Annotated in this window: 12 protein-coding genes; 3 read left to right on the top strand and 9 right to left on the bottom strand. The window is 36.4% G+C overall.

From position 1 onward, the window contains the following. Positions 1–43 precede the first annotated feature (43 nt). The gene (locus F598_RS0112020) at positions 44–436 is read right to left on the bottom strand and encodes a hypothetical protein (RefSeq protein ID WP_019039311.1); all 393 of its coding nucleotides are present in this window, start codon (positions 434–436) and stop codon (positions 44–46) included. 3 nt (positions 437–439) lie between these two features. After that, positions 440–1084, bottom strand: coding sequence for an orotate phosphoribosyltransferase (pyrE, locus tag F598_RS0112015; RefSeq protein WP_019039310.1), 645 nt, complete (start codon positions 1082–1084; stop codon positions 440–442). A gap of 7 nt (positions 1085–1091) precedes the next feature. On the opposite strand from pyrE, the gene F598_RS0112010 reads away from it, so the two are divergent. Continuing rightward, positions 1092–1715: an NUDIX hydrolase gene (locus tag F598_RS0112010; RefSeq protein ID WP_026302698.1), complete on the top strand. Its 624-nt coding sequence runs from the start codon at positions 1092–1094 to the stop codon at positions 1713–1715. Here F598_RS0112010 and F598_RS0112005 read toward each other — a convergent pair. Next, on the bottom strand, positions 1683–3425 hold the full coding sequence (locus F598_RS0112005) for a M14 family metallopeptidase (RefSeq protein WP_019039308.1): 1743 nt from the start codon (positions 3423–3425) through the stop codon (positions 1683–1685). The two genes, F598_RS0112010 and F598_RS0112005, sit on opposite strands and share 33 nt — an antisense overlap. 63 nt (positions 3426–3488) lie before the next feature. On the opposite strand from F598_RS0112005, the gene F598_RS0112000 reads away from it, so the two are divergent. Then, complete coding sequence (locus tag F598_RS0112000; protein WP_019039307.1) at positions 3489–5552, top strand: TonB-dependent receptor; 2064 nt, start codon at positions 3489–3491, stop codon at positions 5550–5552. 2 nt (positions 5553–5554) lie between these two features. On the opposite strand, the gene F598_RS0111995 is transcribed toward F598_RS0112000, so the two are convergent. From F598_RS0111995 to F598_RS0111975, 5 genes are read right to left on the bottom strand one after another with little or no spacing between them, the layout of a single operon-like run. Further along, entirely contained in the window at positions 5555–6832 is a 1278-nt protein-coding gene (locus tag F598_RS0111995; RefSeq protein WP_026302697.1) for an amidohydrolase, read from the bottom strand. Between the two features lie 10 nt (positions 6833–6842). Then, the gene (locus tag F598_RS0111990; RefSeq protein ID WP_019039305.1) at positions 6843–7376 is read right to left on the bottom strand and encodes a DsrE family protein; all 534 of its coding nucleotides are present in this window, start codon (positions 7374–7376) and stop codon (positions 6843–6845) included. 4 nt (positions 7377–7380) lie between these two features. Continuing rightward, positions 7381–7842, bottom strand: a complete 462-nt coding sequence (gene coaD / locus F598_RS0111985; RefSeq protein ID WP_019039304.1) for a pantetheine-phosphate adenylyltransferase — start codon at positions 7840–7842, stop codon at positions 7381–7383. Between the two features lie 35 nt (positions 7843–7877). Further along, positions 7878–8867, bottom strand: coding sequence for a D-alanine--D-alanine ligase (locus F598_RS0111980; RefSeq protein WP_019039303.1), 990 nt, complete (start codon positions 8865–8867; stop codon positions 7878–7880). 39 nt (positions 8868–8906) lie between these two features. Further along, a complete protein-coding gene (locus F598_RS0111975; protein ID WP_019039302.1) occupies positions 8907–9599 on the bottom strand; it encodes an RluA family pseudouridine synthase in 693 nt (230 codons plus the stop codon). Between the two features lie 144 nt (positions 9600–9743). Between F598_RS0111975 and F598_RS0111970 the strand changes: the two genes are divergently transcribed. Beyond that, positions 9744–11603, top strand: coding sequence for a T9SS type A sorting domain-containing protein (locus tag F598_RS0111970; protein ID WP_019039301.1), 1860 nt, complete (start codon positions 9744–9746; stop codon positions 11601–11603). Between the two features lie 74 nt (positions 11604–11677). Here F598_RS0111970 and F598_RS0111965 read toward each other — a convergent pair whose 3' ends face one another. Further along, the gene (locus F598_RS0111965; RefSeq protein WP_019039300.1) at positions 11678–13306 is read right to left on the bottom strand and encodes an acyl-CoA carboxylase subunit beta; all 1629 of its coding nucleotides are present in this window, start codon (positions 13304–13306) and stop codon (positions 11678–11680) included. Positions 13307–13339 lie beyond the last annotated feature (33 nt).

Genomic DNA, 13339 nt, shown 5'->3' with positions numbered 1-13339 from the left:
TAATTAATTGCTTTGTGTAGAATTTAAAATTGTCTTCCTAAAATTAGATCGTTTGTAAGTTTTCGCTCAATGTCGTAATGAATTTTTTAATTGGATTCTTAATCATCATCGCCATCATGCTATTAAACTCTCCTTCGAAAATAAGTTGAACCTGAGAGCTTGTGTCATCAATAGGCTCTATAACTCCTTTAAGAGTGAAAGGTAACTTATCACTAGCAGCTGCCAAGATGACTAAATGATGAGGCTCTGTTTTTTCTAATTTTAATTTGATAGTGGGCATCCCTTTAAGTTGAAAAAGAAAGCTTTGCTCGTTGAGCATCTCAAACTTTTCAATGCTTTCTGGCATCAATTTTTCAAAATTTTCTACATTCTTTAGAAATTCAAAGGTTTCCTCTTGACTTTTATTGACTGTTTTTTTATCGCTTTCTATGTGCATCGTTTATATATTCCAGTTGGCAGGATCTTTCCTCCAGGTTTTTAATAATTTTAATTCGTCTTTATTTAAATAATTGGTTCTATAGGCCTCTTCTAAAAGAATATCATAATTGCCTAGAGTGTAGACATCTAAGTGTTCTTTCTTAAAAGCTTCCTCAGATTCTTTAAAGCCGTAGGTAAAAATAGCCATCATTCCTTTTATGTTGGCTTGTCCTTCTTCTTTTAAGGCTTTTACAGCATTAAAACTACTTTTTCCAGTGCTAATAAGATCTTCTATAACCACTACATTAGCATGCGCATCTAATTTTCCTTCTATTTGATTTTTTCTGCCATGTTTTTTAGGTTCTGGTCTTACATAGACAAATGGGAGACCTAGATAATCTGCAATTATAGACCCTATTCCGATAGCTCCTGTGGCTACTCCAGCAATGACGTCTGGCTTGCCAAAAAGAGTTTCTATTGGTTTTGCTAATTCTGCAACAATATAATTTCGAATTGGGGGATAGGATAATACGATTCTATTATCGCAGTAGATAGGAGATTTCATGCCACTTGCCCAAGTGAATGGTTCTTGTGCATTCAATTTAATTGCGTTAATTTGCAGGAGAAGTTCGGCTGTTTTGTGAGCTGTATTTTCGTTTAAAATCATGTCGCAAATGTATAAAGTTTTCGTGAATGATGTGCCAATTATATTGTCTACTCAGAAAAATATTGGTTCTAATTACACAAATATCCCAATAAAAAAGGCAAAAATCAAAAGACTAATCAAGCAGATTGAAGCCGGCGAGCTCTTATATTTAAACCTTTATCACAAGAAAGAAAGAAAACTTCTTAAGCATCTAAAAAAGCAATTAAAGGTTGTGAAAGCAGGAGGTGGTTTGGTCCTAAACCCCAAAAACGAAATACTTTTTATTTATAGAAATAAAAAATGGGACCTACCTAAAGGCAAGATGGAAAAGGGAGAAAGCATGGAAGAGACGGCTTTAAGGGAAGTTGAAGAAGAGACTCACGTGGAAGGTTTAGAGATTCATTCTTTTTTACAAATCACTTACCATATTATCAATAGGAATGATAAGTATAAACTGAAAGAGACACATTGGTATGAAATGAAAACAAGTTTTGATGGGAAGCTTATTCCCGAAACTTCAGAGGGTATCAAAAAAGCCAAATGGAAAAATTTTGAACAAACTCAAAAAGCCCTCAAAAAGTCTTATGCCAACATCAAATTACTTTTCCCTCAAGAATACCTAGTTCAGCACCCTAACGATAGGATAGGTTAAGTGTGCATATTCATAATACTTAGATTGCTTATGAATCCAATCTAATTGTGCATACCAATTGTTTGCAAAATCAGTATCTTTTTTCTTCTTTTCTTCAAATCTTAATTTAAGGGCATCATCATTTTTTAAAATTTCTAAAGCTAAATCCTCAAACACGTAAGGCGAAAAACCTTCTTTTTGCTGAAGAATGCTATCAAAAAAGTTCCAATTGAAAAATGAGTCTACTGCTATGGGCTCTAAAGTCTCGATGATATAACGCATACCTGGTTGGTCCACCTCTACAAAGACGTCTCCCTGTCTTACTGTTTTGTCTAAGGTTTTAGCACTTACTTTAGTGTTAGAATGGAGATAATGGCCTTCATAAGCAGAACTTCTTGTTTTAAAACCTTCAATTTTATATTGTTCGACCTGCATAACAGTATCTTCTGCAAAACGCTCATAACTAATATTATTCCACTTCAAAAGTTCAATAACATTGGTCCATTGTTGAGGTATGATATAGCCTTTAGCTATTCTTACAGAATCTGAGGCAGAAAAAGTATTGTAATATTGAGTTGGCCTTTCATAGGTTTGGTCACGATTGAATTTGATTCTTGGTAGTCCAGTGATTTCACTTGTCATGTTTTCGAGTTTATAGCCTAAAAAATTCATCTGCTTGTAGGTTGATGAATCTACTTTAAAATTAAGTGGGTAGTGCTCTGCGTCAGAAAACATATTAAAAGATGCTCTTCTTGTTTTTTGTATTTCACCTTTTTGTTGAGATGATACGTCAATCAGGGTTTTAAGCATCTCAAAAGTACCTTCAACACGTTTAGGATAGGGTTTTAGCATGTGGGTTTCTATCATTAAACCAAGTGTATTCCATAAGCTAGTGTAGCCAGAAGAATATCTGGGAGAATCATTAAACTGGGTAAAGCCTTTTTCAGGACTTTCATTAAAAACATTCACATAGGGTGTAATGGGCCAGCCTTTACTTAACAAATTTTCTTCAACTGAAGGAATAAATTTGTTTTCTAAATGTTTGCCAAGAGGCCCTCCCAATTTATTATATTGTGTAAAAAGGTGAGTTAAGGTGTATTGGTAGTCGGCGCCGTTACTCACGTGTGTATCCACAAAAACATCAGGTTGAACCTGATGAAAAATACTAAAAAATGATTTACTATTTTTAGTATCAGACTTAATGAAGTCACGATTTAGATCATAATTTCTGGCGTTTCCTCTAAAGCCGTAAGCTGCGGGACCATTTTGATTGGTCCTAGAATTAGAATTTCTATTGAGGGCTCCACCGACGTTATAAACTGGAATGGTAAAAAGTTGTACTCCTTCAGGAAGTGTCCAATCATTTTTGTACAAGTCTTTGAATAGCAACATAGTAGCATCAATCCCATCAGATTCTCCTGGGTGAATTCCATTATTGATCATTAATTTCAACGGGTTTTCCACTAATTCGGTAGGTGTAAACGTAACCAGATGCAATGGCTCACCGCTATCGGTCTCATAAATTTCTTCGATGCTGACCCTCTCATCCATGTCAGATAATTGCTTATAAAACAAAATAACCTCTTGATAAGTAGAGGTAGAGTCGCCTTTACTTCTTTCAAAAGCAATTGATGTCAACTCAGAGTCTTCATCAATTGATTTTTTTGAAGATGATGATTCGCAGGCTACTATCAACAGGATAATTAAAGAAAAACTGAGGCATCTAGACATTAGTATTTTTTTAAAATGATTGTTTATTTATTCAACTACATTTGAAATCCTAAAATTAAGCACTTGAAACAGTTTAGCATCATTATCTTTTTTATTTCTGGAATTTTTTTCACACAAGCCCAATCCGATACTACCAATCTGGAAGAAATTAGATTGAAAACCTCTTTGGATATTGAAAAGTCTTATCAATCTGCTTCTAATATTTCTCTCCTCGAACGAGAAGAACTTCTGCAGTCTAATCAAACTACTATCACCCCAATTTTAAATAAAATACCAGGTGTATACATGCAGCAAGGCGGTGTAAATACGACCAAAATCAATATTCGTGGAATTGGTGCCAGGGCTCAATTTGAAACTAACAGACTTAAACTTTACCTCAATAATATCCCGCTGAGCACAGCTAATGGTACTTCAATCTTACATGATATTGATTTAACGACGCTTTCTGGTGTTAAGGTGATCAAAGGGCCTCAAGCGACCAAGTATGGAGCAGGATTAGGTGGTGTGATTCAGCTTAATTCTGTTCTAGAAGATCATACTTATGCAAATTCTGAAATTCTCTTCGGTAGCTACGCTCTACTCAAGCAAAATTTTAGTCTAAATGTATCTGAAGGGAATAAAAAAGTAAACCTTACTTATAATAACCTGAGTTCTGGTGGATTTAGAGACAATAGTAACTACCAGCGAGAATCCTATTTTCTAAATTCAGAGTGGCAAATTTCTGAAGCTTCCAAGCTTCAATTAGTAGGGCAGGTTGTTCAGCTTAAGGGTTTTATCCCGAGTTCCCTAAGCAGGACAGATTTGGAAGAAGATCCCACACAGGCTGCCTTTACTTGGGGACAGGCTAGGGGATACGAATCTTACACCAGAGGAATATTTGGATTGAATTTTTCTACACAGCTTAGTTCTTCTATTACTCAAAACACTTCCGTATTTACAAATATTAGAGATGCGTATGAGCCCAGACCTTTTGATATACTAGATGAAAAAAACACTGGTGTAGGGCTAAGACATACTTCCGAAATTGAATTTAATCTTTTTGGTAGGTTATCCAATTTGACCTTAGGTGGTGAGTTTTTAAGAGATGATTTCGATGTCTCTACTTTTGATAATCTCTATCAGCAAAATGAAGGAAGAGGAGCATTGCAAGGTGATTTATTTTCAAACCTTTCTCAAGTTAGACAGTATATTGAAGGCTTTGTAACCCTAGATATGCCTTTGTCTAATCGTTTGGATGTAAAATTCGGTTTGGCGACCAATAAAACCTTTTATGATATTGAAGACTTATTTTCCACCCCAGAGAATTCTCAAACAGGGGAGTACGATTACGACCAGGTATGGCTGCCGAATCTTGTTGGAACTTATAACTTAAAAGAAAATCAAAAGCTAACTGCTTCTATCAGCAGAGGGTTTTCTGTTCCTACAGTAGAGCAAAGTCTTACAGAAGATGGAACTTTCAATACCAGGCTTCAACCAGAAGTAGGTTGGAATTATGAGTTAGGCTATAAAGCTAAATGGTTTAAAGATCAGCTGCTTACAGAAGTAAATGCCTATTACATGGATGTTCAAAACTTACTTGTAGCGAGAAGAGTAGCAGAAGATCAATTCGTAGGTATCAATGCAGGCTCAACCTCTCATCCAGGAATTGAGTTTTCCGTTAAATCTAATCTAAACATTCAGTCCTGGCTTACTATGCAGCCCTATTTCAATGGGAGCTTTAACTTTTATGAGTTTGATGAGTTCACAGATCAAGGAACTTCTTACGATGGGAATCAACTGACTGGTGTTCCTTCGGAACAGTTCAGCTTTGGGGTAGACTCACAAGTAGGAACTCATTTTTTCTTTTACTTCCAGACCAATGCCGTTTCAGAAATACCAGTCAATGATTCTAATTCAGTTTATGCAGAATCTTATGCCTTTTCCAACTTGAAAGCAGAATATAGATTGTCCCTTTTTAATGCTATTACGGCTCGGTTTAATTTTGGCGTTAATAATCTTTTTAATGAAAAGTATTCTTCCAGCATTGTCACCAACGCAGTTGGTTTTGGTGGAAGTGAACCCAGGTATTTCTACCCGGGCGAACCCAGAAATTACTTTGGCAGTGTAGGCTTACAGTATATGTTCTAAGTTTACTTGTTGAGGTAATCAATAGCTAATTGAGTCATGCTCTTGACGCCTAATAACATGCCCTCATCCTCTACCATAAAATCGGGGGTGTGATGCGGATAAGGCGTTTTGTTTCCTGGTTCCATTCCGCCTAAGAAAAAATAAAAACCAGGAACTTTTTCCTGGAAAAACGAAAAATCCTCACCACCAGTAGTAGCTTTAACGAGTTCAACATTTTCTTCTCCAGCAAGTGATTTTAAAGTAGGAAGCATTTCTGCTGTCAATTCTAAATCATTGTAAGTAATTGCTGTATTGTTTTGGAATTCTACTTCAGCATTTCCACCATAAGCTTTCGCAATTGCTGGTGCCATTTCTTTCATTCGGCTAATAACCATAGCTCTCATATCTGGATCCAAAGTTCTTACTGTACCAATCATCTCTGCAGTTTCAGGTATCACATTAAAGCGAGTTCCTGCTGTGATTTTACCCACGGTAATGACTGCTGGTTCCTTAACCAGTTCAGCCTCTCTACTGATGATGGTCTGCAGACCATCAATTATTTTTGCTGAAATCAAAATAGGATCAACTCCGCTCCATGGCGCAGATCCATGTGACCCTTTTCCTTTTACCTTAATTACAAATCGCTCCACGGCAGCCATGGTACCTCCGGGTTTGTATTTTATTGTTCCGACAGGTGTTGCAGAATTAATATGCAAACCAAAAATAGCATCCACATCGGGATTTTGAAGCACGCCTTCGGTTATCATTAAGCTGGCTCCTCCTTTCTCTCCAGGAGGTGGTCCTTCCTCTGCTGGTTGAAAAATAAATTTGACATTCCCATTCAGTAAGTGTTTGTTTTTGGTTAGTACTTCAGCAACTCCCATTAAAATCGCAGTATGAGTGTCGTGACCACAGGCATGCATGACACCAGTTTCAGTGCCTAAAAATTCAGTTCTAACTTCACTTTTGAAAGACAAATCGTTACGTTCAGTGACCGGTAGGGCATCAATATCGGCCCTTAACGCAACTGTTTTTCCCGGATTATCTCCTTTTAAAACAGCCACAACTCCAGTATGTGCAACTTCTGTGGTTACATCTAAGCCTAAACTCCGTAAATGTTTTGCAATCTTTTTCGCAGTCTCAAACTCTCTGTTGGACAGTTCTGGGTTTTGATGAAAATCATGTCTCCAGTCTATAACTTTATCCTCAATGGCCTCAATATCTTTTTGAAGTTGAGCATCCATTTGAGAGTTAGCCTTAATAAAAGAGAAAATACATAAAAAGCTGATGAGAAATTTCATAGTGTTTATTTTAAAAATTAATAAGCGTGTACCCATTTTTGTCTAATGTGATATGAGCAGACATGGCTGAAAGGGCTATTTTGACCTTAGGGTGAAGTTCCTGCTGGTCGACTGATCTGTGGTTTGAAGTCTGACCACATAAAATAATATCTACATCATATTCTGATAATACAGTTAAAAGATCATAATTAGGATTGATTAGATCTACTTTCTGATGATACTCTGCATAAGCAGAATGAGAAAGCAAATCAAATATTGCGGAGCCATGGACAATCAATGCAGCCTTTACTGAATTTCTTTTAAGATTTGACTTTTGATGTAATCTTAAAAATCGAGCCACAGTGACAAAGTTTTTATTCAATTGACCTTCCTTTTCAGCCTTAGTTGAAACATCAAAAACAGCCTTAATTTCTCGATTTAAATCCGTCTCAAAATCAGGATTTGAGATTTCATAAACAGGTCCGTAGTAATCTAAATCTGTAGTATTTTGTGAATAGCTATAAACGGTAGCTATAAGAAATAATATAAGTAAATTAGTTTTCATTGATCTATTTTGATTTTACTACAACCCCTTCTGGGACCAGACTCGAATAATCTCCGTTGTGTCTAATCACATCCCTTACGATAGAGGAAGAGATGTAACTTTTTCCGCTTGAAGTAAGAAGGAAAACAGTTTCTATCTTTTCTAGCTTTCTATTGGTATGCGCGATGGCCTTTTCAAATTCAAAGTCTGCAGGATTTCTTAATCCTCTTAAAATGAAATTGGCATCCATCTCTTTACAGTAATTGACAGTAAGTCCCTTGTACGTATCCACCTTAATTTTAGGTTCATTGTTAAATGTATTTTCTAAAAAAGCTTTTCTCTCCTCCAGGGTAAACATGTATTTTTTTTCTGAATTCACACCGATGGCCAAAATGATTTCATCAAATAAAGTAAGACCTCTGCTGATGATATCGTAATGTCCTATCGTAACCGGATCGAATGAACCAGGAAAAACTGCTCTTTTCATAAATTAAAATTTGCTCTAAGATACTTAAAAGTGATTTAGCCTTCAAAATTATCAATAGCAACTTCCACGGCATAGCTAAATAAACGTTGAAGTGAAATACCAGCTGCTTTAGCCTGCTGAGGTAATAAGCTTGCTTCAGTAAGGCCAGGGCAGGCATTGCATTCCAGAAAATGTGGTTGATCATTATGAAAAATAAATTCTGAACGTGTAAGGCCTTTCAGTTTTAAAAGTTTGAAAATTTTCACAGCTAAATTTTGAACTTCTTCGGTTTGCTCCTTGCTTAAATTTGCTGGGGTAATTTCCTGTGACTTACCCAGATATTTTGCTTCAAAATCAAAGAATTCATTTTCAGAAATGATTTCTGTTACAGGTAAAGCTTTCGCTTCTCCGTCAAAATTAATGACGCCAACGCTAACTTCGGTTCCATCCAGAAAAGATTCAATAATCACCTCTTCATCTTCCTTAAAGGAGTGTTCCAGAGCAGACATGATGTCTTCAACCTTTTTTACTTTGGAAATTCCGTAGCTACTTCCGGCTCGGTTAGCTTTTACAAAGCAAGGTAAGCCAACGAGGTTTACTATTTTCTCAGGATCAATGTCATCACCCTTATTTACATAAACATTTTTAGCAGTTTTGATCCCATGAGCTTTAAGTACAGAGATACAGTCTCTTTTATTAAAGGTTAAGGCTGCCTGATAATAATCACAAGCGGTTTGTGGAATCTTAAGGGTTTGAAGATAACCTTGAAATAACCCATCTTCTCCTGGGGAGCCGTGTATTGTATTAAAAACGCAATCAAAAAAGATGCTTTGACCGTTTATGGACACAGAAAAATCTGATTTATCTATCGGGATCTCTTCTCCAGAATCTAATTTTACAAACCAATTGTTTTTGAGTATGTGAGCTCTGTAAACGATGTAATTGGAGACTGATGATAAATGCTGATAAACAACCTCACCACTTTTAATCGATATATCGGCTTCGCTAGAATAACCGCCCATGGCTACGGCTATGGTTTTTGTCATGATTGAATTTTTCCTCAAATATAAGTTTTCAATTGAGAATTAGTTCTGGCAATTATCCCAGATAACATCCTTTGGAGGGTTTGCATCAAAAGTAATCGATTCTTTTTTGACGGGATGAATGATGGTCAAAGTTTTAGCGTGAAGATGAATACTTCCATCCTTATTACTGCGGTCGAAGCCGTATTTAAGATCACCCTTGATAGGGCAGCCTATGGCAGAAAGCTGACTTCGGATTTGATGGTGTCTTCCGGTTTCCAGGGCTATCTCTAGTAAATGATAATTATCTAGAGACTTCTTAATTTGATAGGAAAGAATAGCTTTCTTGGATTCAGGAACAGCATTGATATGGGCATAAGATTTATTCTGTTTTGTATTGCGTTTAAGGTAATGCTCGAGTCTACCAGACTCTTGCTGAGGCTTTTGTTTAACTACTGCCCAATAGATCTTTTCGGTTTCTCGATTAGCAAAAGCTTTATTGAGTCTGGACAATGCCTTAGAGGTTTTAGAAAACAGAACGATACCACTTGTGGGTCTGTCCAAGCGATGTACTACACCCAAATAGGCTTCACCAGGCTTATTATATTTATCCTTTAAATAGTGTTTCACGACCTCACTTAAGGGTAAATCTCCAGTCTTATCTCCCTGTACAATATCTCCTGGCCGTTTGTTCACGACAATTAAATGATTGTCTTCGTAAATAACCTTGAGATTCTTAGGAGTGGAGCGAGTCATTCATATTAGTTTGCTGCAATGTATTAGATATTATTGGATTTTTGAAATATCAATTTTAATTATTTAACAGCAATTAATAAAAAATTAGTATTTTATTAATATTGATTTAATACGCTTAATGTAAATTAACAAAAATTTAATTTTATGAAAAATATTTACTTAGTTATTACATTATTAACAGGGTTCATTGTAAATGCTCAAGGCCTATCAGGAGAATTTACTGTTGGAGATCTAGATTCTGATTACGAGACTTTTACACAAATGATCTCAGATCTTCAGGAGGAGGGAATCGGAGAAGGTGGAGCAACTTTTACTATAGTTCCAGGTTCTTATTCTGATGCATTAGTTTTTGAAGCCATAGATGGATTATCAGAATCTTCTCCGCTTATCATTACTGCTGAACCGGATACTGTATTTTTTAACATTATTGGTACATCTTCATCTTCTGATGCGGCTATTTCAGTTAATTCGTTAAGTTATATTACGTTTGAAAATATCAACATTACAGATATCGGGACAGCTGGGAATGAATTAGAAAGAGGATTTAATTTTGCAGGATCTGCTACTCAAGGGTGTTCTTTCATTACCATTAGAAATTGTTCAATTTTTCTTGGAACAAGTGGAGATAGACCTCTTTCTTCCACACGTGGTATTAGATTTACATCAGATGCCAATAGTCAAGAAGCGACCAATAGTAATAATCTAATTGATAACGTAGCAATAGATAATGTTGGGAGTGGAATTCAATTTTTGGCCTCTGCCGATTTTTTTGGAAGGGTTGATTTTGAAGATGAAAATAATCAAATTATCAACTGTACGTTCGGAAGTCTGGCCAGCCTGGGTCATGATGAAAGTAGTGGAGCATTTGCAATCAATACATTAGGTAATAAAGACATGATTATAAGAAATAATGTGATTGATAGCATAGCTAATTTAAATTCTTTTCCTTCTTTACCAGTAAGTACAAGTGGTATAAGTATAGATTCTGGATCTGGTGAAATAAGCCAAAATTCAATCAATTATATTGAAAGGGAAGGAACCCCTGGAAGTGTATTTGGAATAAGAGTAAGCACAATCTCAGAAGATTCTACAGTTATTTCCAATAATAAAATTTCAGGATTAGTGAGAAGTGAATTCGTGGGTCCAATTTCAGACCCCTCTATTTATCTTAACGGGATCTGGATTTTCGAACAAGATGGTAATGTAGGATTGGCAAGAGTACTTCATAATACAATTGTTCTCGATAGAGAAGATCCTGTAAGTTACCCTTCAGCTGCGATTCAGCTAAGAAGTGGTTCAACAGGACAGCCTCCAGCAGAAATTTTTAATAATCTATTAAGTAATTCAATTTCTACAACAGATCCTATCTATAGATCATATGCCTTAGTAGATGGGAATCTTGAACGAGGTATAATGGAAGCAGACTTCAATTTACTAGTGGCTGATGGAGACAATGGTTTTTTAGGTTCTATTGGAAGACGCTTAGGTGAAGAGGAAGTTTTTACTAACGATTTGGATGAGTTTATTTTAATTTCAGAAACTAATAACAATAGCGTGAATTTTATTCCTGAATTCGTGAATATTCAAACCAATGATTTCAGTATACCAAATGATGTGGTAAATCCTTTAGATTATGTGGTTCCAAGAATACCCGAAATTGATGTCGATATATTAGGGAATAATAGAGAAGTAGATGAAACCTACTTAGGAGCTTACGAAGGAACTGTTTTTTTATCTATCTCTTCAGAGCAATCTGACATCGAATTAAGTGTCTTTCCGAATCCTGCAACTAATTTTATTTCATTGGAAATTCCAAATTTAAGCAATGATGCTAGTCACACATTACAATTGTTTAATCTGACGGGTCAATTGGTATTTGAGAAATCAATTACTTCTGAATCCGAACTTCAAAATATCGAAGTCAGTAATCTGAAAACAGGATTATATTTACTTAAATTATCAAATAATGACCAAAGCTTAACTAAAAAGCTAATGATTAATTAATATCAAATCAACTCAATAAAAAAGAGCGCATTGTATTTAGCAATGCGCTCTTTTTTATTTTCAATTTTGATAGCCTAGGTTTGAATCACCCCCAAATTAAAATCTTTGGTAATCGGAGCATGATTGGCCACTTCAATACCATTAGAAATCCATTTCCTGGTGTCTAGTGGCTCTATGACAGCATCCGTCCACAACCGAGCAGCTGCATAGTATGGGCTGGTTTGCTCATCGTAATTATTTTTAATCTTATCGTATAATTCCTTTTCTTTCTCTTCGGTGATTTTTTCCCCTTTAGCTTTTAGTCTTGAAGTCTCAATAGAGAGTAAAACTTTAGCAGCAGAGTTTCCACTCATCACGGCCAGCTCTGCACTAGGCCAGGCAAAAATTAATCTTGGATCGTAAGCTTTACCACACATGGCATAATTACCAGCACCGTATGAATTACCAACTACTACGGTAAATTTTGGTACCACAGAATTACTCACAGCGTTCACCATTTTAGCTCCATCTTTTATGATCCCACCGTGTTCACTTTTACTACCCACCATAAAGCCGGTCACATCCTGTACAAACACCAATGGTATTTTCTTTTGATTACAGTTAGCAATAAAGCGAGTAGCTTTGTCTGCAGAGTCGCTATAAATTACGCCTCCAAACTGCATCTCACCATTTTTGGTTTTGACAATTTTACGTTGATTAGCAACAATACCTACAGCCCAACCGTCTATTCTGGCGTATCCAGTGATGATCGTCTGGCCATAGCCAGCTTTATATTCGTCAAATTCTGAATCGTCTATCAATCGCTCGATAATAGGCATCATATCGTATTGGTCGCTTCGTTTATCGGGTAATAAACCATAGATTTCTTTGGGATCCAGCTTTGGTTTTTTAGGTTTAACTCGATTAAATCCTGCCTTATCAAAATCACCAATTTTATCGATAATCCGTTGAATTTTGGTCAGTGCATCTTTATCATCGTCCGCTTTGTAGTCTGTTACACCACTAATTTCACAGTGCGTTGTCGCTCCACCTAAGGTTTCGTTATCTATACTTTCGCCTATGGCTGCTTTCACCAAATAACTCCCTGCTAAAAATATGCTTCCCGTTTTATCCACGATCATGGCTTCATCGCTCATAATCGGCAGGTAAGCACCTCCAGCAACACAACTACCCATAACGGCAGAAATTTGAGTGATTCCCATGCTACTCATCACGGCATTATTTCTAAAAATTCTGCCAAAATGTTCTTTGTCTGGAAATATCTCATCCTGCATAGGAAGGTAAACTCCTGCACTATCCACGAGGTAGATGATAGGTAATCTGTTTTCGATAGAAATTTCCTGAGCTCTCAAGTTCTTTTTGCCAGTAATCGGAAACCAGGCACCAGCTTTTACGGTGGCATCATTAGCCACCACGATCACTTTCTTTCCAGATACTTTACCGATCTTCACCACAACACCGCCGCCGGGGCAGCCTCCGTGTTCTTCGTACATGCCTTCACCAGCAAAAGCTCCTATTTCAATAGCATCAGACGCATTATCTAAGAGAAAGTCGATGCGCTCTCTGGCGGTCATTTTTCCCTTGCTATGGTGCTTTTCAATTTTCTTTTCGCCTCCGCCAAGCTTTACTTTTGCAAATCTGCTTCGCAAGTCTGAAACTAATAATTTGTTATGATCTTCGTTTTTATTGAATTTTATGTCCATTAAATATGTGCTATAAGATGAGTCGCTAAAATA

It is taken from the genome of Psychroflexus tropicus DSM 15496, assembly GCF_000378765.1.
Taxonomy (GTDB): domain Bacteria; phylum Bacteroidota; class Bacteroidia; order Flavobacteriales; family Flavobacteriaceae; genus Psychroflexus; species Psychroflexus tropicus.
The sequence above is the reverse complement of the archived record's forward strand: the minus strand, read 5'-3'. Positions and strand labels throughout refer to the sequence as shown.